The 23,453-nt window shown below is 50.8% G+C and carries 21 protein-coding genes; 19 read left to right on the top strand and 2 right to left on the bottom strand.

Going from position 1 to position 23,453, the window contains the following annotated elements; all coding sequences use genetic code 11:
• The first annotated feature begins 95 nt into the window (after positions 1–95).
• The 7 genes from uvrB to FYJ53_RS12965 all read left to right on the top strand — a co-directional run bounded on the left by uvrB (position 96) and on the right by FYJ53_RS12965 (position 11,668).
• The gene (gene uvrB, locus FYJ53_RS12995; protein WP_148428614.1) at positions 96–2,057 is read left to right on the top strand and encodes an excinuclease ABC subunit UvrB; all 1,962 of its coding nucleotides are present in this window, start codon (positions 96–98) and stop codon (positions 2,055–2,057) included.
• Positions 2,054–4,879 (top strand): excinuclease ABC subunit UvrA, encoded by a 2,826-nt coding sequence (gene uvrA / locus FYJ53_RS12990; protein WP_154557368.1) that lies wholly within the window; start codon positions 2,054–2,056, stop codon positions 4,877–4,879. The genes uvrB and uvrA overlap by 4 nt, the downstream gene beginning before the upstream one ends.
• 121 nt (positions 4,880–5,000) lie before the next feature.
• Positions 5,001–5,867, top strand: coding sequence for a LytTR family transcriptional regulator (locus FYJ53_RS12985; protein ID WP_187367929.1), 867 nt, complete (start codon positions 5,001–5,003; stop codon positions 5,865–5,867).
• A gap of 135 nt (positions 5,868–6,002) precedes the next feature.
• Positions 6,003–8,339, top strand: coding sequence for a hypothetical protein (locus tag FYJ53_RS12980; RefSeq protein ID WP_148428608.1), 2,337 nt, complete (start codon positions 6,003–6,005; stop codon positions 8,337–8,339).
• Positions 8,340–8,523: 184 nt separating this feature from the next.
• Positions 8,524–8,748 carry a FeoA family protein gene (locus FYJ53_RS12975; RefSeq protein ID WP_013381339.1) on the top strand — a complete coding sequence of 75 codons (225 nt, stop codon included), beginning with the start codon at positions 8,524–8,526 and terminating at the stop codon, positions 8,746–8,748.
• A 114-nt stretch (positions 8,749–8,862) separates the two neighbouring features.
• Complete coding sequence (gene feoB, locus FYJ53_RS12970) at positions 8,863–10,893, top strand: ferrous iron transport protein B (protein WP_013381338.1); 2,031 nt, start codon at positions 8,863–8,865, stop codon at positions 10,891–10,893.
• A gap of 94 nt (positions 10,894–10,987) precedes the next feature.
• Positions 10,988–11,668 (top strand): putative ABC transporter permease, encoded by a 681-nt coding sequence (locus tag FYJ53_RS12965; RefSeq protein WP_041689900.1) that lies wholly within the window; start codon positions 10,988–10,990, stop codon positions 11,666–11,668.
• A gap of 203 nt (positions 11,669–11,871) precedes the next feature.
• Here the strand turns inward: FYJ53_RS12965 and FYJ53_RS12960 are convergent, their stop codons facing one another.
• Together FYJ53_RS12960 and FYJ53_RS12955 are read right to left on the bottom strand one after the other, a co-directional pair.
• Complete coding sequence (locus tag FYJ53_RS12960; protein ID WP_013381336.1) at positions 11,872–12,798, bottom strand: DMT family transporter; 927 nt, start codon at positions 12,796–12,798, stop codon at positions 11,872–11,874.
• Positions 12,799–12,923: 125 nt separating this feature from the next.
• Positions 12,924–13,985: an alanine/ornithine racemase family PLP-dependent enzyme gene (locus tag FYJ53_RS12955; protein WP_013381335.1), complete on the bottom strand. Its 1,062-nt coding sequence runs from the start codon at positions 13,983–13,985 to the stop codon at positions 12,924–12,926.
• A gap of 176 nt (positions 13,986–14,161) precedes the next feature.
• Here FYJ53_RS12955 and leuS point away from each other — a divergent pair, with 176 nt between their 5' ends.
• From leuS to FYJ53_RS12895, 12 genes are all read left to right on the top strand, one after another.
• Positions 14,162–16,573: a leucine--tRNA ligase gene (leuS, locus tag FYJ53_RS12950; protein WP_013381334.1), complete on the top strand. Its 2,412-nt coding sequence runs from the start codon at positions 14,162–14,164 to the stop codon at positions 16,571–16,573.
• Positions 16,574–16,575: 2 nt separating this feature from the next.
• On the top strand, positions 16,576–17,034 hold the full coding sequence (locus tag FYJ53_RS12945; protein ID WP_013381333.1) for a ribonuclease H: 459 nt from the start codon (positions 16,576–16,578) through the stop codon (positions 17,032–17,034).
• A gap of 204 nt (positions 17,035–17,238) precedes the next feature.
• The gene (locus FYJ53_RS12940; RefSeq protein ID WP_013381332.1) at positions 17,239–17,889 is read left to right on the top strand and encodes a hypothetical protein; all 651 of its coding nucleotides are present in this window, start codon (positions 17,239–17,241) and stop codon (positions 17,887–17,889) included.
• A 228-nt stretch (positions 17,890–18,117) separates the two neighbouring features.
• Complete coding sequence (locus FYJ53_RS12935) at positions 18,118–18,693, top strand: hypothetical protein (protein ID WP_013381330.1); 576 nt, start codon at positions 18,118–18,120, stop codon at positions 18,691–18,693.
• A complete protein-coding gene (locus FYJ53_RS12930) occupies positions 18,686–19,258 on the top strand; it encodes a BRO family protein (RefSeq protein ID WP_013381329.1) in 573 nt (190 codons plus the stop codon). The genes FYJ53_RS12935 and FYJ53_RS12930 overlap by 8 nt, the downstream gene beginning before the upstream one ends.
• A 73-nt stretch (positions 19,259–19,331) precedes the next feature.
• Positions 19,332–19,865, top strand: a complete 534-nt coding sequence (locus FYJ53_RS12925) for a restriction endonuclease subunit S (protein WP_320075258.1) — start codon at positions 19,332–19,334, stop codon at positions 19,863–19,865.
• 4 nt (positions 19,866–19,869) lie between these two features.
• Positions 19,870–20,070 (top strand): hypothetical protein, encoded by a 201-nt coding sequence (locus tag FYJ53_RS12920; RefSeq protein ID WP_013381327.1) that lies wholly within the window; start codon positions 19,870–19,872, stop codon positions 20,068–20,070.
• Between the two features lie 9 nt (positions 20,071–20,079).
• Complete coding sequence (locus FYJ53_RS12915; RefSeq protein WP_148428606.1) at positions 20,080–20,712, top strand: sigma-70 family RNA polymerase sigma factor; 633 nt, start codon at positions 20,080–20,082, stop codon at positions 20,710–20,712.
• A gap of 85 nt (positions 20,713–20,797) precedes the next feature.
• Entirely contained in the window at positions 20,798–21,022 is a 225-nt protein-coding gene (locus tag FYJ53_RS12910; RefSeq protein ID WP_013381325.1) for a hypothetical protein, read from the top strand.
• Positions 21,023–21,217: 195 nt separating this feature from the next.
• The gene (locus FYJ53_RS12905; RefSeq protein WP_013381324.1) at positions 21,218–21,454 is read left to right on the top strand and encodes a DUF2922 domain-containing protein; all 237 of its coding nucleotides are present in this window, start codon (positions 21,218–21,220) and stop codon (positions 21,452–21,454) included.
• Positions 21,455–21,559: 105 nt separating this feature from the next.
• Positions 21,560–22,117 (top strand): D-Ala-D-Ala carboxypeptidase family metallohydrolase, encoded by a 558-nt coding sequence (locus FYJ53_RS12900; RefSeq protein WP_013381323.1) that lies wholly within the window; start codon positions 21,560–21,562, stop codon positions 22,115–22,117.
• A 119-nt stretch (positions 22,118–22,236) separates the two neighbouring features.
• Positions 22,237–23,445 (top strand): AI-2E family transporter, encoded by a 1,209-nt coding sequence (locus FYJ53_RS12895; RefSeq protein ID WP_013381322.1) that lies wholly within the window; start codon positions 22,237–22,239, stop codon positions 23,443–23,445.
• Positions 23,446–23,453 lie beyond the last annotated feature (8 nt).

Below are 23,453 nucleotides of genomic sequence, written 5' to 3'. Positions count from 1 at the left end.
GCTATATTGAACTGATTCCCATTGACAAAACCGACAGAAGTGGTACAATAAGAGAACACATGTTTCTTGGATTGAAGGGTTACAAAGGTGATTGAATGAAACCATTTAAAGTAGTATCCGACTATGAACCAAAGGGCGACCAGGAAAAGGCCATCCGGGAACTGGCCGACGGCATTGATAAAGGGTTGAAATTTCAGACCCTTTTGGGCGTCACCGGTTCTGGTAAAACCTATACCATGGCCAAGGTGATCGAAGCTGTCCAGAAGCCGACGCTGATCATCGCCCACAATAAAACGCTGGCGGCCCAGCTCGCCAACGAGTTCCGGAGCTTTTTTCCGGAAAATGCAGTGGAATATTTTGTATCTTATTATGATTATTACCAGCCGGAGGCCTACGTGCCGCATTCCGACCTTTATATTGAAAAGGACTCCTCCATCAATGATGAGATTGATAAAATGCGCCACTCGGCCACAGCGGCGCTTTTTGAACGCCGGGACGTAATTGTGGTGGCCAGTGTATCGTGTATCTACGGACTTGGGAGTCCTATTGACTACGAAAATCTGGTACTTTCTCTGCGTCCGGGCATGGAAAAGGACCGCGACGCGGTTATCCGGAAGCTGGTGGATATCCAGTATACCCGCAACGATATTGCCTTCGAGCGTAATAATTTCAGGGTAAGGGGCGATATTCTGGAGATTTATCCGGCGGCATCCTCAGGGAAGGCCGTTCGGCTGGAGTTTTTCGGCGATGAAATCGACCGGATTACCGAGATCGACACCATTACAGGCGAGATCACCGGTGAGCTCAGCCATGTTTCCATTTTTCCAGCCTCACACTATACCACCACGCCCGAAAAGCTGGATGTGGCCATCAAAGGTATCCGTGACGAGTTGGCAGACCGGTATGATTATTTTACCGAGCATAATCAGCTGGTGGAGGCGCAGCGCATTCTGCAGCGGACCAACTATGACCTGGAAATGCTCAAGGAGATGGGCTACTGCAACGGCATCGAGAACTATACACGCTACATTAACGGCTCGCCTCCAGGAGCGCCGCCCTATACGCTGATCGACTATTTCCCAAAGGACTTTTTAATCTTCGCGGATGAGTCCCATGTGTCCATTCCGCAGATTGGCGGCATGTCCTCAGGCGACAGGGCCAGAAAACAAAATCTGGTGGATTATGGCTTCAGGCTCCCGTCTGCCTATGATAACCGCCCGCTCAACTTTGAGGAGTTTGAAGGGAAAATCAATCAGATTGTTTTTACCTCGGCCACACCGAGCAAGTATGAAAAAGAACACAGCGAACAGACCGTCGAACAGATCATCCGCCCCACCGGCCTCATCGACCCTGAAATCTTTGTGCGGCCCATCAAGGGACAGATCGACGATTTGATGAGTGAGATCAATGAGACGGTATCCAAGGGAAACCGGGTGCTGGTGACCACACTCACCAAAAAAATGGCGGAGGATCTGACCCAGTATTTCAAGGAAAACGGCATTCGGGTCAACTACCTGCACTCCGACATTGACACCATCGAGCGGACAAAAATCCTCAAGGAGCTGCGCATGGGCGAGTTTGACGTTTTGGTCGGTATTAACCTTTTAAGAGAAGGGCTGGATTTGCCAGAGGTTGGACTGGTCGCGATCTTGGATGCGGACAAGGAAGGCTATCTGCGATCAGAAACCTCACTCATCCAGACCATCGGCCGCGCGGCCAGAAATGTGGAGGGCAAGGTGCTTATGTACGCGGACAGAATTACCAGGTCCATGGATTATGCCATCACCGAAACCAACCGCCGGCGGAAAATCCAGAGTGAATTCAACGAGGCCCACGGTATTATTCCGCAGTCTGTCCACAAAGAAATCCACGATTCCCTCGAGGTGACAAAGGTCGCTGAGGATCAGGCTTCCTATGTGGTGGAAGACGAGGTGATGGATGTGGAAGCTGAAATCATGAACCTCGAAGCAGAAATGCTGACCGCTGCGGAAAATCTTGAGTTTGAAAAGGCCGCCGCGCTGCGTGACCGGATTAAAGAACTGAAAGGAAATAAATGAAATACATAGACGTCAAGGGTGCCAAGGAGCACAACCTTAAAAATATTAATGTGAAGATACCGAGAGACCAGCTGGTGGTGCTGACCGGTCTCAGCGGATCGGGAAAATCCTCGCTGGCTTTTGATACCATTTACGCCGAAGGGCAGAGACGCTACGTCGAGTCCCTTTCTGCTTACGCGAGGCAGTTTTTAGGCCAGACACAGAAGCCCAATGTGGAGAGCATTGACGGCCTGTCACCGGCCATTTCCATTGACCAGAAAACCACCAACCGGAACCCCCGTTCGACTGTTGGGACAGTGACGGAAATATATGACTATTTCCGTCTGCTTTATGCCCGTATTGGCATTCCCCACTGCCCAAAATGCGGCAAGGTTATTGAGTCGCAGAGTGTGGACCAGATTGTGGACACCGTTCAGGCTCTGGAGCCCGGCACCCGGTTTCAGATTCTGGCGCCGGTGGTGCGCGGTGAGAAGGGGCAGCATAAAAAGCTGCTGGACCATTTGAAAAAGGAGGGCTATGTCCGTCTGATCGTAGACGGCGAGTCCAGAGAAACCAGTGAAGACATCGAGCTGGAAAAAAATAAAAAGCACAGCATTGAGGTGGTGGTTGACCGCCTTAAGAGCAAGGAAAACATGACCAAACGCCTGACCGACTCCATCGAGACAGCCCTGCATCTGGCAAACGGCCTGGTGATCTGTGATGTGATCGGCGGCGAACAGCAGCTTTTCAGCGAAAAGCTGTCCTGTCCAGACTGCGGCATTGCCATGGATACGCTGGAGCCCCGGACCTTTTCCTTCAACAACCCCTTTGGGATGTGTTCCGAGTGCCACGGACTCGGTTTCCACAAGGAAATTGACCCGGACTTGCTGATTCCAGACAAAAGCCTGTCCATTGAACAGGGGGCCATCAAGTTTTTCGGGCTGAAAAATGACTCCAAGATCATGGTCAATCTCATACGCGCCATTGCGAAAAAATACAATTTTACCCTGGACCAGCCCTTGACAGAAGCTCCGGACGCTTTTCTTCAGGAGCTTTTGTACGGCTCGGATGAAATTCTGGAAATCGAGTATGAGGGCAAGTTTTCGGGCACCTATACCACGACCTTTGAAGGCCTTGTCAACAATATGGAGCGCCGTTATCAGGAAACCCACTCCGAGGGTATGCGCAGCCTTATCGATAAATATATGTCTGAGATCCCCTGTCCAAAGTGTAAAGGGAAGCGCCTGAACCCCACAAGCCTTGCGGTAACGGTACAGGATAAAAATATTATTGACCTTACGGATATGTCGGTCAAAGAGCTTTTGGGCTTCTTTTCAAAGATGGAGCTCACAGAGACAGAACAGATGATTGGCGAGCAGATTTTTATTGAGATCAACGCGCGCCTGAAATTCCTCCAGGACGTTGGTCTGGAATACCTGACCCTTTCCCGTGCCGCGGGCACCCTTTCCGGCGGCGAATCCCAGCGTATCCGCCTGGCCACCCAGATCGGTTCCGGACTTGTGGGGGTGCTCTATGTACTGGACGAACCCAGCATCGGGCTGCATCAGCGGGATAACCAGAAGCTGCTGAAAACCCTGCGCCGCCTCACCGATCTCGGCAATACCCTGGTGGTGGTGGAGCATGATGATGAGACCATGGAGGAAGCCGACTGGATTGTGGATATTGGCCCCGGAGCGGGCGTTCACGGCGGCGAGATCATTGCCGAGGGAACCGTTGAGGATATCAAGAAGGTGCCTGAGTCGATTACCGGCCAGTATCTGAGCGGCAAAAAGCAGATTGAGGTGCCAAAGGAGCGCCGGGACGGTAAAGGCACGGCCATCACCATTAAGGGCGCGTCTCAGAACAATCTGAAGAACATTGACGTTTCCTTCCCGCTGGGCAAATTTATCTGTGTCACCGGTGTTTCCGGCTCAGGAAAGAGCACCCTGGTCAATGAAATTTTGTATAAGGGCGCTTCCCAGAAGCTGTACCGCAGCTTTAAGAAGCCCGGAAAATACAAAAGCATCGAGGGATTGGATGAGATTGATAAGGTCATCGCCATTGACCAGTCCCCCATCGGGCGTACCCCAAGATCCAATCCAGCGACCTATACCGGTGTGTTTGACATGATCCGTGACCTTTTTGCCAAGACACCTGAGGCCAAGGCCAGGGGCTATAAAAAGGGACGCTTCAGCTTTAATGTCAAGGGCGGCCGCTGTGAAAAATGCAGCGGTGACGGAATACTCAAAATCGAGATGCATTTTCTGCCTGATGTCTATGTACCCTGTGAGGTGTGCCACGGACAGCGGTATAACCGCGAGACGCTGGAGGTTAAGTATAAAGGGAAAAACATCGCGGATGTGCTGGATATGACGGTTGAGGAATCCCTGAAATTTTTCGAGCATCTGCCCAATATCCGCAATAAAATGCAGACCCTCTATGACGTGGGGCTTGGCTATGTGAAGCTGGGACAGCCGTCTACACAGCTTTCCGGCGGGGAAGCGCAGCGCAGCAAGCTTGCCACAGAGCTCTCAAAGCGCAACACGGGCCGCACCCTTTATATTCTGGACGAACCGACCACGGGGCTTCATATGGCGGATGTCGCAAGGCTGATCGACGTACTGCAGCGCCTGGCCGATACCGGCAGTACAGTGGTGGTGATCGAGCATCAGCTGGACATGATAAAGGTCGCCGACCATATTATCGACCTGGGGCCAGAGGGCGGCGACGGCGGCGGAACGATTGTATGCACAGGGACCCCGGAGGAAGTCGCCAAAGTGAAGGAATCCTATACAGGGCAGTACCTGGCTAAGATTTTGAATAAAACCTATGACAGGTCGTGACATCAGTATCGAGATGCCCTACGCCTGAAACAGACAATAAAATAAGCGCATGTGGTCTCTGAGCAGCCGTTCAGAGCCCCTGCGCTTTTTTGATATTATACGCCGAAAGGAGGCGATGTGTATGGGAGAAAAAAAGAATACCAAACAGGATAAAACGCAGAGCAGTCAGCCCGATGACCTCATCGTGCTGACTGAGAGAATTATGAAAGCGCATGGTAAGCGGGATCTGGAGTTTGTGATGCGGCATATGGATGAGCATGTGCTGTGGATCGGGGCCCTGCAGAACCAGTATATCCATGGGAAAAAAGCAATGCGTGCGATACTTGAGCGTGAACAGGATGTGCCCATCTGTTCAGAAGGGGTGGACTGTGAGGTTACCTACAGAACAACGGATACCGTCATTGTGACCGGCCGCCTGAATGCCTATACAGACCCGAAGACAGGCTATGTCCTTAAGCAAAACCAGCGGCTTACCTTCGTCTATCAAAAGCAGTCCGGGGGCTGGCGTGTGGTACACCTGCATGTTTCCAACGAATGGGATGTGCTTCAGGAAGGGGAGGTGTTCCCCTATGCCTGTGGCCGGGAAACTTACCGCTACATGCAAAAACAAATTGATGCAAAACAGCGGGATTCCCAAAAGCTTGAGGTGCATATCCGTAAGCGGCCATATATTCTGGAAACCCACAGTATTCTTTTCATCGAGGCCTTTAAGCACCACTGCATGATCTGCCGCGTGAGCGACCGAATTCAGGTCGATGAATCGATCACTGCCCTGGCAGAACGGCTTCCGGATGCGTTTTTAAGGGTCCACCGCAGCTTTATCATTAACCTGAACTATGTGGACCACCTGGCATACAGCTCTGTTTTTCTGTGTGATGGAATTGATATTCCAATTCCCAAGCAGCACTATCGGGAGACTAAAACACACATTATGGACAGGCTTTCCCAGCTAGGGATTACGGTGAAGGAAAATCCGGCATCCCGGTAAGTTCAGGCAGCGGGTTTGATAGCCTGTGCTACCATTGATGGTGTTTAACCGCCTATTGGTGCACAGGCCATTGATTTTTTTGGTATATTTTATATAATAAGAATTAATTAAACGTTTTAAAGAGGAGGTCCTACCATGAAAAGAACACTTCGACTTAAGAGATGTATGGCTTTTCTGCTCATCTTAACTCTGGTACTGGGTAGCAGTCCAGTGGCACTCGCTGGTGAGGCGGTTGACCTGACAAAGCCATCGGGAGCCGAGAATCAGCCAATACAGCTACAGGCAGCAGACACGATTGATGGGGTTGCTGACCTTGTCGTAACCAATTTAAAAGAGGCCGTAACCCAGGACGGACTGGAAAGCGCCAAAACCCAAAAAAGTGTCCATGCCGACGCCCGTTATATCAGCGGAACACTGACGGTCACCGGCATAAAGGATACAGACTGGTACTATCAGACTTTGGCCGGAAGCAAAAACCAGCTTAACAATCTGCACCTGGGCGGCGCCTTTGACACCGCGACAGTGGTATCGCTGAGCGTTGACCCCAAAACGCCGGCCCAGGCAGACTTTATGCTAAAGCTTCCAGAGGATGCGGTGATGTCTGAATCGGCAGGAAACCTTACTCTGGAGTCTGCCTGTAATGTGACAGCGACGGATCTGACGGTGAGCGTGCCGGTAGAGACGGTGTTTCTGGCCCTTGCCGGAGATGGCATTACTGTCGATGATCCCCAGGCAGACAAACCCTCCTACACAGCCGTTGTCAATATTGATGGCGGAAAGCTCAGCAAACGGCTGACCCAGGGTGACGTAAGCTTTGACGGCGCCTTTGCGGGCGCTTCGGTCACTTCGGTAACCACCGATGCAGATAAGACCGGATTTACAGTCAAATTTACAAAGGAGGCCAACACAGATACTTCCAGGGCACGCACTGGGCGCCTGATTCTTCCAGCAGACATCCTGACCTACACAGACGGCGCGGCTCTTAACCGCGACGTCACGCTGACAATGCCGGACGAGTATGTCCCCAAAACGGTTAACCTCACAGGCGGCGCGAGCGGCGGCCCTGTCGTCAACGGGACAGATATAGGCAAGCAGATCGCAAATCAGAGCGTGACGGTGGCGACACAGGTTCTCAATAAGATCAATGATACCGCAGGCTTTGCGGGACTTGGTTTCCTCAACATTATCACAGATCTTATCTGCAAGCTTGACGCTGGTGCGCAAGACAGTGAGCTGGCTAAAATACAGGATCAGATCAGCCAGGTCAGCCGTCAGCTGAATAACAGCACCGATGAAATTATTAACGGGCAGCGTCGGAGCGATATTCTCGCGAGGCTTAATGCTTTAAACAGTGTGGCGGGCGATCTGAAAAATGATTTTGACGCATGTAATACCTCGGCTAAAACCGCGATCCAGTACATGGCGGGCCAAACCACTGATGGACATTTAGAGGAGATTCGCACAGCCATGAGCCATGTGTATTCCAGCCAAAATAATGATAACCGTTACTATGATCATATGATGAATCTGGGCCGCGGCATCACCGGTGAGGGGGCGCTTTTAAAAGATACCGATATTTTTACTGCCTTTAAGAGCCTGTCCTCCTATAATTACGACTGGAGCAGCCAGACCCTGGACGGACGCGAGTCCTTTAACGAAGCCATCAAAAACTACTATGCCCAGGGATACGGTACTCTTCTCACCGCCATGCAGTATGATTATGACAGCAATGAAGCTGAAGCCAAAGCGAAAATCCAGGCCATTTCAGATATGCAGGCCCTATTGGAGGCGGGCGGGCTGAACCCGGCGGATGTCGAGAGTCTCAACAAGCTCATTGCCCAGTACGGCGGCAATGTGACGGATGCGGACGGCACGCCCAATGGCGGTGACATTGGTCTGTGCAATATGCGTATGCAGCGGACAAAGCAGAATATGGACAGCCTTACGGGCATACAGGCAAAGATTAACAGCCTTTACACCAGTGCTGCCCAGGGATGTAAGGCTGACCGTCAGCTGGATGCGGACGGAAAGGTTTTTAACTATCGTGTGAATAAGACCTACAATAAAACCCTGCAGGGCTTAAAGGGCAGCAGCTGTTACTACCGCAATAAAAACCACTACACTGCCAGTGACTGTACGCAGACCCAGAAAAACGACCATGCCAGCCGCAGCGATTATGAAACCATGATGCAGGCAGCACGTATCAGGAAGTACAGTTCCTTTAAGGATGAACTGACCGCTGCCGGGCTGACACAGGTTAACATGACCGCGGAAAAGACCACAAAGGCGCTGAGCGGTCTGGATGCTGCGGGCTTCTATATCGGTAACGGCTCTGTTAAAAAGAGCGGAACCTTGCTTTTTTCACGACTTAATTTTAAATACTGCCTGGCCATTATTGATATGAACGGCAGCTATGACGGTGCCCATGAATGCTACCGCTACGGCAACCTGTGGGGCAAACTCAGCTGGTAGCCCAAGGAAGAGCGGCCACTGCTGTTTTTACTGGAGGTTAAATAAGCGCAGCCGATCACAAGCTAAGTTTTTACATAAAAAATGCTAAATATTACCAATCTTTTCACGAAATGCGTTGACAGGTACTGTCTAATTAAGTATAATAAAGCTAACAAAAGAGTTTAACAGACAGTGGGTGATAAAGATGAAAACAACATTGAAGGATTTAAGACCTGGTGAATCAGGTGTGGTTGATACAATTTCAGTGGAAGGCCTTATGCGCCGTAAGCTCATGGATATGGGCGTAACCCCTGGTGTCGAGGTAATGGTCGATAAGGTAGCGCCTTTTGGAGATCCGATCGAAATTCACCTTAGAGGCTACGCGTTAAGCCTGAGAAAAAACGATGCTGAAAATATATTAATCGCCTAATTGTTTAAGATTTTGAATAAATATTAAATCACAAAAACCGCCTTTTTCGAGGTGGTTTTTCTCTTGTAAGGACAAGTTAGTTTTATGTGACATCCTAAAACCGAGGAGTATTTTATGAATTATCGCGTTGCACTGGTGGGAAATCCGAACTCTGGAAAGACCACCCTGTTTAACAGCCTGACTGGAAGCAATCTGTATGTGGGGAACTGGCCGGGCGTCACCATTGAAAAAAAGGAAGGGGATCTGCGGGATACCGCGAGCAAAATTACGCTGGTGGACCTTCCCGGCATTTATTCGCTGGCGCCCTATTCGATGGATGAAATTGTATCGAGGGATTTTTTGCTGAGTGAACCGCCGGATTTGATCATCAATATTTTAGATGCGTCAAACATTGAGCGGAACCTCTATCTGACCACCCAGCTGATGGAATTGAAGATTCCCATCATCGGCGTGCTGAACATGATGGATATTGTTGAGAAAAAGGGATTGAAGCTGGACCTCCAATCCCTGAAAAAGGGCTTTGGGTTCCCATTTATGGAGATATCCGCCCAAAAGGGAATCGGTATTGAGGCATTGATCAAGGCAGTCGAGGAAAAGCTGGAGGATGACCGGAAATCCGGGAAAGCACCGGAATTCAATCCGGTTTTTCCAGATAATATCGAAAAGGTCATCATTGATTTCGACAACCTGGTGCAGCGGTCTTACCCGGATATTCTGCCCGGCTATCCCAAAATTTTCAGAAGCATCAAGCTCATTGAAAAGGACGATGAAATTCTGAAAAAGGTGGCGAACTGCTTTGGACTGGATCAGGATATTTATGACGCCCGGGAAAAGATCCGAGAGATCAGCGGGCAGGATGTGGACAGCACCATTGCGGATTACCGCTACCGCTTTATCACAGATCAGGTAACTAGGGCTACGAAAAAGATCGGTAAAACCCATCTGGCCTTTGAGGACAGGCTGGATAAGGTACTCATGAACCGCTACGCGGCCCTGCCTATTTTCTTTATCTTTATGTTTATCATTTATTTTGTGTCCATCAACGTGGTGGGGGATGGAACAACAGGCCTTATCGAGGGTTTTATCAGCGAAATGCTGATTCCCGGCGTGACGGGCTTAATGGAAGGGCTAAACGTGGCTCCGTGGCTCATTGCTCTGGTGACAGAGGGCGCCATCACCGGTGTGGGGGCGGTTTTGACCTTTATCCCACAGATTACCGTGCTGTTCATCTTTATCTCCGTGCTGGAGGACAGCGGCTACATGGCGCGGGTGGCCTTTATGATGGACCGCGTGTTTCGGAAATTCGGTCTTTCGGGAAAATCCTTTATTCCAATGGTTGTGGGGCTTGGGTGCTCGGTGCCTGGAATTATGGCAACCCGTACGCTGGAAAACGAACGGGAGCGGAAGCTGACCATTATCCTGACTCCCTTTATCTCCTGTGGCGCCAAGATGCCGATCTATGTGCTTATGGCGTCAGCCTTTTTCTCAAAGGCCCAGTCCGTCATGGTCTTTTCCTTATATATTGTAAGCCTGCTGGTGGTTTTTGTGTCAGGCGTGATTTTGTCCAAGACGGTATTTAAAGGACAGGATTCCGGCTATCTGCTGGAGCTGCCGCCCTACCGCCTGCCGGTTCTTAAAAACACGGTTACCCAGGTATGGCAGCGTGTGAAGGAGTTTATTGTACGTGCCGGCACCATTATTTTTGCGGCCTCGGTTGTGCTTTGGTTTCTCCAAAACTTTGGTACGGACTTCCAGATGACGGCCAATGCCGATGAAAGCATTCTGGCGGCCTTCGGAAAATTCATCGCCCCGGTTTTTGCCCCGCTGGGCTTTGGCAACTGGGTGGCCAGCGTTTCGGTATTGTCGGGTATCGCGGCCAAGGAAATGATCATCAGCACCATGAGTGTCTTGACCAGTACCTTTGACGGCGGCTTTACCATGGCGCTCGGACAGATTTTTACCCCGCTTTCGGCTTACAGCTTCATCCTGTTTGTGCTCCTGGCATCGCCCTGTACGGCAGCGCTGGCGACCATGAAAAAAGAGCTGGGAAGCTGGAAAACTTTTGGCTTTGCCATTTTGTACCAAACGGGTACTGCCTATCTGATCTCCATGCTGGTCTACCAGATTGGAAGCTTGTTTATTTGATTTATCTGCGGCCTCAGGCCGCTTTTTTTGTTACCACTTTAGCATCTTTGGGTAGATATAATCCTATACAAATGAAAGCAAAATGGAGGAAACCATGAAAAAGACACAGGTATCTGCCCAAAATGGTTCGGAAGGCCGCTCTTTTGCGGCGGGGCTGAATTTTTATAAGCTCTTCTGGATTTTTATGATCGGCTGCTTTTTAGGGACGATTCTTGAAATGATTTTTTGTTTTGTAACCCAGCACGGCCTTATCGAAAGCCGATCAGGTTTGATTTACGGCCCCTTTAACCCAGTCTACGGCTTTGGAGCTGTGGTTCTGACCATTGTTTTAAGGCCTCTTGCCCATAAAAGAGACCTGATCATCTTTCTTTTCAGTATGGTCATTGGCTCAGGCTTTGAGTATCTCTGTTCAGCCTTCCAACAGTATTTTATGGGGACAGTATCCTGGGATTACAGCAACCTGCCCCTCAACATCGGCGGGCGTACCTGCCTGCTGTACGGTCTGTTCTGGGGGCTTCTGGGGCTTTTGTGGGTAAAGGACATTTATCCGTATTTCTCCAAATGGATCGAAAAAATCCCCAACAAGGTGGGGATTGTGCTGACCTGGGTGTTGGTGGTGTTTATGATTTTTAACATGGCCATTTCGGCCCTGGCTGTCCAGCGCTGGGATCAGCGTGACCATGGTGTCAAGGCGGACAATTCGTTTGAAGAATTCCTGGATAAGACCTATCCCGATGATTTTATGCGCAAGATCTATCCGAACATGATCCTTTAGGAAACTGAAGATTGAAAATGGAAAATTCAGGTACAAAAAGCCTCTGGCTTTTTGATTGAGACACGGCTTGCGCCGCAATTTAATCAAATTGCCAGAGGCTTTTTTTCGATAATTTGCCAACTCACTTATGCAAATTTATTTGTCTGCGGCCGCAGGCCGCTGCTTAAATCGCTTTTGTCAACGGCAAAAGGGTTCTGGAATTTTCAATTTTCCATTTCCTCACTGGCAGCAAGCTCTAAATTTAAATCAGGCGTCTCAGCTGGTTCCTTCCCTTTAAACACGGTGAGGATCGTGACGCCGGTCAGGATCAGCGCGCAGCCCAAAACACTCTTGACGGTGATGGGCTCGCCCAGAAAGGCGATGCCGCAGACCACGCTGGTGATGGGTTCAAACATGCTGAGAATGGCGGCTGTGGTACCCCCAGACAGCTTGACGCCAACCTGGAACAGGGTGATGCCCAGAAAGCCACAGAGCATGGCCACCAGAAAGGAGAGCAGCCACCCCATGGGGGTGATGTCAAGGGTCAGCGTTCCTGTGAACAGTCCGTAGATAAAAACAAAGCCGGCCACAAACAGGTTGATGTAAAAAGACAGCTTGAGTGGGTGCAGCGCAAGGAGGCTGCTTTTATCCAGATACAGGATGTAGAAAGCGTAGGTCAGGCCGGAAACCAGCGCTAAGAGGATGCCAAGCAGTCCACCCTCAATTTTACCGCCCATAAAAAAGCTGATACCGGCTGTGGCGATGACCAGGGCCAGGATCTTGGGCTTGGTGAGATGTTCCTTAAAGATCAGAATGGCACCCAGAGCCACGAATACCGGATAGACAAAGTGCAGGGTGGTGGCAGTGCCCACGGGAATATAATTGTAGGACTGGTACAGCATCAGTGTGGTGACAGCAGAGCCGATAAAACTGATGATCAAAAGCTGCTTAAGCTGCGTTTTTGAAAGCTTAAAGGACACCTTCTGCTGTTTTAAAATAATCCATAGGACCGGTACACAGAAAAAGGTCCTCAGAAAGGTCAGCATAATGGAATTGCTGCCGTTAAGATAGGTAATTTTTCCCATGATCGGTGTAAAACCAAAGATACAGGCCGAGAGTATGATAAACAAATTTCCTTTTAAGCTTTTCATTTTTCCTCCAACAATATAAATGCTTCCCAACAGCACAAGCATACACCATAATCAGAGGAAAAACAAGGGGTCAAAAAAGTAAAAACGGCCTGCGTGCCGGGCAGACCATTTTCAAATGAATCTTTTTAAAAAGCAGATTTGTAGATGTATTCCGAGGTCGAGGCGTGAAGGGCGCTGACGTAGTTACAGCGGAAGGACACAATATCCCCGATCTGGTAATCACGGCTGCATTCCGTAATATCCACAATCAGGTGGTCTGAGCTGGACGCGATGATTTCAAGGTTGGCATCCAGAGGCGTCAGATCCTCCATGGTGGTATCCTGCTTGCCCAGAGCGCAGATGGCCCGCTTGCGGATGCCCCGGTCTTCAAAGACCGGGGTGCAGCCATAGGCGTCACAGCCGATTTTGCCGATGGGCATGGAGGGCTTATCCTTGATCTCGATAATCTCCACATCCAGGATAAAATTGTCATCATGGAGATTTTCATAGCGCATGTTGTTGGAGGTATCGTTTCCGATAAGGATCAGCTCGCCAATGCGCAGGTTATTGATACAGGAAGGAATAGTGCCATCCTCCACCATAAAATAGGTGCTGGAGGCGCCGCCGGAGGTGATAGCGCAGTCCAGGCCAAAGCGTTTTTTAAGAAGAGTCTGGAAATCGTCGAAGCGCTCGTAGGTTTCCACAGTGGGGACGATGGCGCCGGTACAGGACAGGTTTGCGCCGATGCCCCGGATATCAATGTTTTTAAGCTTCAGCATCTCTGCCATATCCGCGCAGAATGATTCCTCTGAGAAATAGCCCTCGCGCAGATCGCCCAGATCCACCATGACCAGCACCTCATGCTTCCTGTGATGCCTGGCCGCCGCGGTATCCAGCGCCTGGACGGTTTTTAGCTCAGAGTTCAGGGAAAGGGTGGCGTACAGAACGGTTTCTTCAACCTCGGAGAGCATGGGCATTCGGATCAGCCATTTTGGACAGTCGAGGTCCGCAAGGGTGACGAGATTTTGGACACGGGAATCGCCAAGGGCAGTAACGCCGCCCGCCAGCAGGGTCTCGGCAATCTCATAATTGCCCCCGGTGCACTTGGTAATGCCAGTAACGCCGATGTTTTTTTCGGCAGCGGCCCTTACAACGGTCTGTGTATTTTCAAGAATTTGCTGTTTGTTAAATCGCAATAATGGATACATGGTTCACCTCAAAAATTTTATACGTCTTAGTATACCATGTTTTTATAAAGAGTGTATGAAGATTTTTAAAATAATTACACCCTTTCCGGCGGCTTTAGGTTGACAGTATTTTCTGCCTTGTTTATAATTAAGGGTGCACTTATAAACGTATTTTGATTATTAATTTGGAGGAACCCATGAAGATATACGACCATCATAAAATTGAGAAAAAATGGCAGAAGTACTGGGAAGACCACGATACCTTTAAAATCGAGCAGAACTCGGACAAAGAAAAGTTCTATGGTCTGGTAGAATTCCCGTATCCCTCAGGAGCCGGACTGCACGTTGGCCACGTCAGAGCCTACACATCCCTTGAAATCATTTCAAGAAAACGCCGGATGGAAGGCTTTAACGTCTTATTCCCCATTGGCTGGGACGCCTTTGGCCTGCCAACCGAGAACTACGCCATCAAGACGGGCCGCCATCCGAGAGAAGTCACCGATGAAAACATCAAGGTATTTACCCAGCAGCTGAAATCCATTGGGTACTCCTTTGACTGGGACTGCGAGATTGACACCACCGATCCAAACTATTTTAAGTGGACCCAGTGGATATTCTTACAGCTTTTTAAACACGGTCTGGTTTACAGAGACCGCACCTATGTCAATTTCTGCAGCGGCTGCAAGGTTGTTCTGGCCAACGAAGACTTCCGCGAGGGCAAATGCTCCATCTGCGGCAGCGAGGTCGTGCAGCTTGAAAAGGACGTTTGGTTCCTGAAAATCCGTGAGTATGCCGAAAAGCTTCTGGCAGGCCTGGACGATGTGGATTATCTGCCGCGTATCCGCCTGGAACAGGAAAACTGGATCGGTAAATCCATCGGTGCCGAGGTCGATTTTGACATCGCGGGCGCAGACCAGAAGCTCCGCGTTTTTACCACCCGCCCCGACACCCTTTTCGGCGTGACCTTTATGGTCATCGCGCCCGAACACCCGCTGATCGAGGAAATGAAAGACCGTATCACCAACATGGATGCCATTGTGGATTATCAGGAAGCCGCCAAGCGCAAGACAGAATTTGAGCGTGTCCAGCTGGCCAAGGAAAAGACCGGCGTCATGATCGAGGGCATCCGCGGCATCAACCCGTTAAGCGGGGAAGAAGTCCCCATTTTTATCGCGGACTATGTTATGATGGGCTACGGCACCGGCGCCATTATGGCGGTTCCGGGACATGATACCCGTGACTGGGAATTCGCGAAGAAATTTGATCTGCCCATCATTGAAGTCATCAAGGGCGGCGATGTGAGTGTAGAGGCCTATACCGATACAGCCAGCGGCGAGATGGTGAACTCCGGCTTCTTAAACGGAATGGAAGTCAAGGAAGCCATCGCCAAAACCATCGAATATCTGGAAGAAAAAGGTCTTGGCAAAAAGACCATCAACTATAAAATGAAGGATTGGGCCTTCAACCGCCAGCGCTACTGGGGTGAGCCGATTCCGATCGTTCACTGCCCGAAATGCGGCATGGTGCCTGTACCGGAAGACCAGCTGCCATTAGAGCTGCCAAAGGTCAAGAGCTACGAACCGACCGACACCGGCGAGTCTCCGCTGGCCGGCATCCCTGAATGGGTCAATACCACCTGTCCGCACTGCGGCGGCCCAGCCAAGCGCGAAACAGACACCATGCCGCAGTGGGCGGGCTCCAGCTGGTACTTCCTGCGCTATTTTGACAACAAAAATGACCAGGCACTGGCCGACTATGACAAAATGAAATACTGGATGCCTGTCGACTGGTATAACGGCGGTATGGAACACGTCACACGACATCTGCTCTACTCCCGCTTCTGGCATAAATTCCTGTATGACATCGGCGTGGTGCCCACCGCAGAGCCTTATAAAAAACGGACCATGCAGGGCCTGATTCTTGGCTCAGACGGCGAAAAAATGTCCAAGTCCAAGGGCAACGTGGTCAATCCTAACGATATCATTGATGAGTACGGCGCAGATACCCTGAGAACCTATGTCATGTTCATCGGCGACTATGAAAAACCCGCGCCGTGGTCCGAAAATGGCACCAAGGGCGCCAAGCGTTACCTGGACCGTGTCTGGAAGCTTCAGGAAATTGTGACAGACGAAACAGGCTACAGCCAGGAGCTGGAAAGCATGATGCATAAAACCATCAAAAAAGTCAACAGCGATTATGAAGAAATGAAATTCAACACCGCCATCGCTGCCCTGATGACCCTGCTCAATGAGTTTAACAGCGTGGGCAAGGTGACAAAGGATGAATTTAAAACCTATCTGCAGCTGCTGTACCCGGTAGCGCCGCATATCACCGAAGAGCTCTGGGAAATCGCCGGACTGGAAGGCTGCCTGCACGATAGCCCATGGCCTGTTTATGACGAAGCCAAAACCGTGGACGATGTCATCGAAATGGCTGTCCAGATCAACGGTAAGGTGCGCGGTAAGATCAGCCTGCCCGCCGACGCGGATAAGGAAGCCGCCAAGGCCATCGCTCTCGAGCATGAAAATATCCGCAGCTATGTGGAAGGCAAAAATATCGTGAAGGAAATCTTTGTGCCAGGTAAAATCTTTAACCTGGTTGTGAAATAAACATGAAGTATGTCGAGCTGTATACAGATGGCGGATGCCGCGGCAATGGCCAGGCCGGTGACAACATCGGCGCCATTGGCGGTATCCTCATCTATCCGGAAAAAAATATCCGCAAGGAATACAAGAAAGCCTATCCCAATACCACCAACAACCAGATGGAGCTGCTGGCAGTCATCACAGGCCTCAAGATGCTCAAAGAGCCCTGCGAGGTCGTGATCCACAGCGATTCCGCCTATGTGGTCAATGCCTACAACCAGAACTGGGTGACCGGCTGGAAGGCCAAAAACTGGAGCCGCGGCAAGGCCGGCCCCTTGAAAAACAAGGAGCTCTGGATGGAGCTGGACGAGCTGGTCAACTACCACGACGCCCGCTTCGCCAAGGTCAAGGGCCACGCCGATAACGAACTCAATAACCGTGCCGACGCGCTGGTGAATGAGGCGATGGATGCGTATGGGAAATGAGAAGAGATTAAAAATAAATATTCAGGGAGAGCTTATAAGCTGCTATCCCTAGCCCCAAAGAGAACCGATATGCCGCCAAATTAACTCCCGGCATATCGGTTTTTAAATCCCTATACCACCTGCTTAAAATATGGGATCACTCATCCCATCATTTTAAAATAAATGTAAAACGATTACGGAGGTAATCGCAGAAAGGAAATGCAAATGGAAGCAAACACGCAGTACCATTTCATCAACTACGATGACGCTGTCAAGGCCTATGAGGGAGAATATCCGCGGCTGACGCGGGACAAGGTGGCGGAGCTTTTTTCGGATTTGAAGCGCGGGGCGCCGGTGGCGTTTATCAACCGGGGAACGCCGGCCCAGCCCATGACAGCCATTGTATTCGCGGATGAGACAGTGCTTTTGTGGCCGCGGTCACCGCATTTTGTGGTGGACGCTATCGGACGGTATTTTGACAAGGACATGAAGCAGTGTCGAAGAAACAATCGAAAACGATTTGGTTACAGGCGGCACTTTCCCATCATTTTGGGTGAGGAGCTTCAGCTTTTACCAGTTGTGACAAAACTTCCTGATGGCGGCAGAGGAATCAGTTTTCTCTGCCGTCATTTTTTTATCCATTTGAGCGAGGAAAAAATGCTGGTATCATTAAGTGGATTGGCTGTTGCTTACTGCTGCTCGTCAACTCTGATCAAGGATAAAATTCTGGAGCTGACACGGCTTTGCCGGGCATTATTTATAAAAGAGCTGCTTAAAAACGGGCACAGCTTTAGCCTGGCGAATAACCCTGCCTGCCGCAGCTGTGCTTTGCTTGGGGTGTGCCATGACCTGTTTTATGCAGCCTATGGTTTTTAAGGTTTCAAAAATAAAAAAGAAACCCTTCAGATCAAACTTTTGGGCTGAATCGGAGAAAAACAACCGTTTTATATCATTTTGAAGCAAAAAAGTCTCAATTTATGGGGCTTTTTTGTTTTTTTGAGGGGATTTTCGCGCTGAAGGAACTTTGATTTGTGCGGTTCTAATGCTTTAGAATGGCATTAACACCCGGTAAACGGCGGTGAATTGCAAATCAGGAGGACTGAAATGAATCAGACCAAAAATCTTAAGAAGCCTGCGGACATGAATGGAATGGAGCGCGTAAAAGCGCGGAAGGATTTACGCCATTACCCGGTGCCGGATTATTTAAAGGATCTGGGCGTCTCGAGCATGGCGGATTTAACCGAGGAGATACCCCTGGTTTACCACTGTGACAATCCATTTTTCCAAGAGAACAAAGGTTATCCGATCCGCGAAACACCCGAGGAATTATGTAGAGAGACCTTGGCCGGAAGCCTTGGGCAGATTTGCAGGGTAAAGCTGGGCAACAGCGCACATCCGCTGCATATTTTTGAAGCGATGTGTGACGGCAGACCGCTGAAAGAATGCATCTTTCCGGATGGCAGCACCCATCTGTGCGCCCAGGGTGAGATTGAATCTGAAGGGGAGACGCCGCTTTCGGATAAGGATATCGAAGCCTTTCAAAGCCCACTGCTGAGGGCAGCCACAGATCAGGCCTTCCTCAGTGATTCCATCGACATGAAGCGCTGGGTGTACCGCCTGCGCGGCCCATGGTCGGACACATATTTTGTATTGATTGAAAAAGGAGAAGCCCATGAATAAGCATATAACCTTAAAGATAAACTGTTTTGAAAGCCTCTTGTTTGGGAGTATCCGCATCCTGGTGGAAACAGTGGATGTGCGGGCTCACAACAAAGCCATCGAGAGGGAGATCCGTGAGATTCAGAAACGCATCATGTATGATATGGACTGCGAACTTGTCAGCAAAGCCATGGACCGGCTCATCGCACTCAAAAAGCAGATGCTGAGGACCGGGGACGGGCGGAAAGAGTGGTTTGTGGTAAAGGATGTCTGCAGGGCCCTGGGGTATAAGAGCCACTGCGGGGCGCTGCGCACCCATGTGCGCAGTGAGGATGTGACAAAGCGGGAAATCCGCGACGCCAATAATCACCGCCAGAAAATGCTGGTCGTCAATGAAAGGGGACTGGACGCGCTGATCCTCGGCGGCCGGCTGCACGCTGCGCCATTTTTCAAGGGGTATATCACTGGGGTGATACTGCCCTCGATCCGGGGAGTAAAACCGTGGTTCCCCTGGCCCTGTGTGGAAACGGTGTGCGCTGGATGTGTCCCCGGCCCCTTTGGAGTGAATCATGAATTACCTGACTGAGCTTCTGGCCTTTTACAGATGGCTGGAGACCACGCTCATCAGCCCGATCTAGCAGGCTTACTGGCATCTGCTCATGTGCGCCAACAACAGGGCCGCTGTCCGGGATGAGCTTGGGGACTGGTACTGGCCTGTGGACTTTAATCTTCCCAACACGGTGGTCATGCGGTTTCTGGGCCTCAAAAAGCACTATCAGGTCGTGCACCTCAGAGACCAGCTGATCCGCACCGGGCGGGTGCAGTATGAAAAGCACCCTGCCCAGCGGGCAGGCACCTATCGCCTGCATCCTTTTAACCAGGGACTTGAGGCGATCTGGATTACTGCGGAGAGGGGGTGCGTGCGCACACAGGTCTGGAACGTCGCGGGCAGCCCGTCCGCACCTGGGCTGGAAACGTACATAAATCCTTTAAACAATAAAAAAGCTTTTCTATCAGGTAGTATTCCTGAGGACACGCTGTCCCCCAACGGCTTTAATCTGCTTCCTGAGATCTCTGAGGAGGAAAAGGCAGTGATCCGGGCAAGGTTTCCGGATAACGATGTGGCCGCCTTTTACGCGATTTGGGAGGCACGCGAGAAAAAACAGATGGAGACTAAAAACCTATGGAGGTGACGAGATGAATCGATATGGCACAGGTCCCGGCATCCTGCACAAGCGCCGGCCCTACCTGGTGGAAGCGGAATGCAGGGTGCAGGTGGGCTTTTATGCCCGGACTGTGGAAGAAGCGGAAGATTTATTCGGCGAGTACTGCCAGGCTGTGGAGGACAGGCACCCGGAGATTGTATTGAGTATAACGGATCTTTATGAGGATGAATAGGAGGGGGGAATGAATCAATACAAAGAGATCGACGCGTTGGTCGGAACCTACAAAAATGGACAGAAATACCCCCCAAACAGCCCAGAGCGGGAAAACGCAAAAGTGGCGGGAGAAATGCTCATCATAACCTTTAAGCCCCTGGTGCTGTCCGTGATGAGCAGGTTTCAGGTGCCAGATGAGCAGTTTGAGGATGGCTTTCAGGACGGTCTTCTGGCCTTCATGAAGGGATTGGAGCGCTTTGATCCTGAGCGCGGCACAGCTTTTAATGCTTTTATACGCACCCATCTGTGTCAGTATTACAGAAAATGGAAAAGTGGGCGCTTTAATCAGTCGGTGACGGCCAAAAAACGGCTTGACGACAAAGCACCAGGAACGCAGGGGCTCACCTTTGCAGACACGCTGGCAGATGAAGCCCCCGGCCCCGAGAACGGTTTTATCTGGAAGAAAGAAAACGAGCGCCATCAAAGGAAACTGGCAGAGGGCCTTTCACGGCTGACAACCAAGCAAAAGGAGGTGATCAACGACCATTACACATTGGGATTGAGTCTTCGGGAGATCGCGGATAAACAGGGAAAAGCACATCAGTCGGTATGCGAAACACATACGGCCGCCCTGAAAAAATTAAAAAAGTTTTTTGAATAATACCCTGCCGTTTTTCAAAAATCCGGTATGTATAGAGTGTAGGGCAAAACGCCGCACAAAATACAAACCGAAAAGGAGAAAACACATGGCAATTGAAAAAACAGTGGAATCGGTGGGGATGAAGATCACCGTCAATCATGGCGAAGTGGGTGGAAAGATCGTCAAGTCCTCCAAGACCTACGGCGACGTCAAGGAGGGCGTGACCGACGCCGCCTTTGTGGCCACCGCCAAAGCCATCACCGGCATGCAGGAGCCCATCCGGGAAAAACAGGTAAAGGTGACCGCCGAAGAGATGGTTGAAATCGCATAGCGATTTCAACCATGGAGAATGAAGAATTGAGAATGGAGAATTAAAGGGCAAACCGGCAGAGCCGGTTTGATTTTCATCAAAATCGCATCGCGATTTTGTTCCGAAATTCTCCATTCTGCATTCTCAATTCTCCATTAAAAAAGAATACAGGTAAACCAGACCCCCAAAATTAAAAATAAGAAGGAGACTACAAAAATGCCAACAACCAGCAAAGATTTAACCATCACCTTCCAGCGCGCAGACGGGAAGGATCATAAAATCACCATCCCGGATTACAAGGAGGGCATCACCGACGCCGAAATCAAGGCCGGGGCCCAGTCCATCGTGGACCAGGGCGCCTTTGAGCCCGAGGGCTTCGCCCTCGCCAAGGTCGTGGCCGCCGTGCGGGTGGACACCACCAAGACCGACGTGGCCATTGAGGAAACAGCTTAAAAAAGGGGCGAAAGCCCCCTTTTTTAAGTGGAAGGTGGAAGGTGGAAGGTGGAAAGTGTTGGTACAAATCTGCAACCTTCCACCTGATCAAGAAGGGAGAACCCAATGAAAAACATCTACAAAACCATCAGTCGAAGATTAATCCTCTCAATCATGCTCCTCGTGTCCTGCGTCTTTTTCATCGGTATGAGTTTTGGACCGGAGGAGGCAGCGGATAAAGCGCCACCGCCCACAGTATCGGAAACAGCGACACAGGCGTCCGAACCAACCGTATCAGCGCCGGAGACGGAACCCCCGCCCGACGGGGACGTCACCGACGGCCCCTGGGCCTCGGCGCATTTCCTTATGGACGAGTATGCCTGCGACTGCGCCGGCGACTGTGACGGCTGGCCCGCGGAGATGGACCCGGAGCTGCTGGAGAAAATCGAGGCGCTGCGGTGTGCGTTTGACCGGCCCATCATCATCACCTCGGGTGTTCGCTGTGAAAGACGCAATGCCGAGGTGGGCGGCATTGAGAATTCCTGGCACCTGAGTGGCCACGCGGCGGATTTGTACTGCCCGGGGGTTCCCTGTGACGAGGTGGCCGCTGTTGCCCGCACCCTGGGGCTTGGGGTCATCGAGTACCCTTACCAGCAGTTCGACCATGTGGAGATCTGGCGCTAAAGCGGTGAAAAGGGCTGTTCGTGCGGTTGGAGGACATGCTGATTCAGAAGCGTTGATTTTAAAGACTAAGTGTGGTAAAGTATGCATAAAACATGACAGATTTTAGACTGGAGGAATCTATGGAGCTAAGCAAGAAAACAGTCCGTACAATCATCGGCCTCATTGTGCTCACTCTGCTGCTCGCAGCGGGGCTGCGAAATTTTGGATCGGTGTGGGAGGCCTTTAACTTTGTGATCGGTTTGATCTTTCCCTTTATTCTGGGCGCGTGCATGGCCTTTCTCTTAAATATTCCCATGAGCGTCATCGAGCGCCATCTCTTTAGCGAAAAGCGCGTGAAGGGGCCTAAAATACGCAGACTGGTACGGCCTTTAAGCCTGGTGCTGGCACTTTTGCTGGTGCTTTTGATTATTGTGATTGTGATCTTTATCATTGTACCTGAGATCGCCAATACGGTCGGCGTTCTGGCGAACAGTGTGCCGGACTTTGTGAAGCAGGTGGAGGAATGGGCCACAGGCCTGGCAGGCAGCTATCCGGACATTGCGAAGCAGATCAGCGAGATAACCATCGACTGGACGAATTTTGGCTCAGAAATTGTCGATTTCCTGCAAAAGGGTCTCATGAGCTTTGTGGGCTCCACCTTTAACGTGGCCAGCAGCATCGCGAGCGGTGTGGTCAACTTTTCGCTGGGCTTCATCTTTGCCCTGTATGTGCTTTTGCAGAAGGAAAAGCTGGGCTCCCAGTTCAGAAAGCTTTTCTACGCCTACCTGCCGGAAAGGGTGACGGATAAGCTTTTAGAGGTCTTCCGCCTGTCCAACAGCACCTTCAGCAGCTTTGTGACCGGCCAGTGTACCGAAGCGGTGATCCTGGGCGCCATGTTTGTGGTGGTCATGCTGATCTTCAGGCTGCCCTACGCGCTGATGATCGGCGTGCTCATTGGCTTCCTGTCTCTGATTCCAATTTTTGGGGCCTTTATCGGCTGCTTCGTGGGGGCGTTTTTGATCCTCATGGTAAACCCCATGCAGGCGTTCTGGTTTATCGTCATTTTCCTGATCATCCAGCAGATCGAGGGAAACCTGATCTACCCCCATGTGGTGGGCGGCTCCGTGGGGCTGCCGTCCATCTGGGTGCTGGTGGCGGTCACCATCGGCGGCGGCGCCATGGGCATCACAGGAATGATCATCACCATTCCGCTGTGCTCGGTCTGCTACACGCTTCTGCGTGAGGCCACCGGCAAGCGCCTGAGCAGACGGCGGGTTCCGGAGGAAAAATATCGGATCGCAGGCGAGGCCGCACTGCCCGGGCAAGAAGAGCATCTGGACGAAATGTAAAATAAATG

The sequence above is a fragment of the Eubacterium sp. BL-380-WT-2B genome (assembly GCF_009696115.1).
Classification (GTDB): Bacteria; Bacillota; Clostridia; order Eubacteriales; family Eubacteriaceae; genus Eubacterium; species Eubacterium callanderi.
Note: the sequence above shows the minus strand (reverse complement) of the source record. Positions and strands in the feature narration are given on the sequence as shown.

Excerpts from the sequence above, each read along its gene's own strand:
- uvrB (WP_148428614.1), top strand. The coding sequence starts at position 96 with ATGAAACCATTTAAAGTAGTATCCGACTATGAACCAAAGGGCGACCAG.
- uvrA (WP_154557368.1), top strand. The coding sequence starts at position 2,054 with ATGAAATACATAGACGTCAAGGGTGCCAAGGAGCACAACCTTAAAAAT.
- FYJ53_RS12985 (WP_187367929.1), top strand. The coding sequence starts at position 5,001 with ATGGGAGAAAAAAAGAATACCAAACAGGATAAAACGCAGAGCAGTCAG.
- FYJ53_RS12980 (WP_148428608.1), top strand. The coding sequence starts at position 6,003 with ATGAAAAGAACACTTCGACTTAAGAGATGTATGGCTTTTCTGCTCATC.
- FYJ53_RS12975 (WP_013381339.1), top strand. The coding sequence starts at position 8,524 with ATGAAAACAACATTGAAGGATTTAAGACCTGGTGAATCAGGTGTGGTT.
- feoB (WP_013381338.1), top strand. The coding sequence starts at position 8,863 with ATGAATTATCGCGTTGCACTGGTGGGAAATCCGAACTCTGGAAAGACC.
- FYJ53_RS12965 (WP_041689900.1), top strand. The coding sequence starts at position 10,988 with ATGAAAAAGACACAGGTATCTGCCCAAAATGGTTCGGAAGGCCGCTCT.
- FYJ53_RS12960 (WP_013381336.1), bottom strand. The coding sequence starts at position 12,798 with ATGAAAAGCTTAAAAGGAAATTTGTTTATCATACTCTCGGCCTGTATC.
- FYJ53_RS12955 (WP_013381335.1), bottom strand. The coding sequence starts at position 13,985 with ATGTATCCATTATTGCGATTTAACAAACAGCAAATTCTTGAAAATACA.
- leuS (WP_013381334.1), top strand. The coding sequence starts at position 14,162 with ATGAAGATATACGACCATCATAAAATTGAGAAAAAATGGCAGAAGTAC.
- FYJ53_RS12945 (WP_013381333.1), top strand. The coding sequence starts at position 16,576 with ATGAAGTATGTCGAGCTGTATACAGATGGCGGATGCCGCGGCAATGGC.
- FYJ53_RS12940 (WP_013381332.1), top strand. The coding sequence starts at position 17,239 with ATGGAAGCAAACACGCAGTACCATTTCATCAACTACGATGACGCTGTC.
- FYJ53_RS12935 (WP_013381330.1), top strand. The coding sequence starts at position 18,118 with ATGAATCAGACCAAAAATCTTAAGAAGCCTGCGGACATGAATGGAATG.
- FYJ53_RS12930 (WP_013381329.1), top strand. The coding sequence starts at position 18,686 with ATGAATAAGCATATAACCTTAAAGATAAACTGTTTTGAAAGCCTCTTG.
- FYJ53_RS12925 (WP_320075258.1), top strand. The coding sequence starts at position 19,332 with ATGTGCGCCAACAACAGGGCCGCTGTCCGGGATGAGCTTGGGGACTGG.
- FYJ53_RS12920 (WP_013381327.1), top strand. The coding sequence starts at position 19,870 with ATGAATCGATATGGCACAGGTCCCGGCATCCTGCACAAGCGCCGGCCC.
- FYJ53_RS12915 (WP_148428606.1), top strand. The coding sequence starts at position 20,080 with ATGAATCAATACAAAGAGATCGACGCGTTGGTCGGAACCTACAAAAAT.
- FYJ53_RS12910 (WP_013381325.1), top strand. The coding sequence starts at position 20,798 with ATGGCAATTGAAAAAACAGTGGAATCGGTGGGGATGAAGATCACCGTC.
- FYJ53_RS12905 (WP_013381324.1), top strand. The coding sequence starts at position 21,218 with ATGCCAACAACCAGCAAAGATTTAACCATCACCTTCCAGCGCGCAGAC.
- FYJ53_RS12900 (WP_013381323.1), top strand. The coding sequence starts at position 21,560 with ATGAAAAACATCTACAAAACCATCAGTCGAAGATTAATCCTCTCAATC.
- FYJ53_RS12895 (WP_013381322.1), top strand. The coding sequence starts at position 22,237 with ATGGAGCTAAGCAAGAAAACAGTCCGTACAATCATCGGCCTCATTGTG.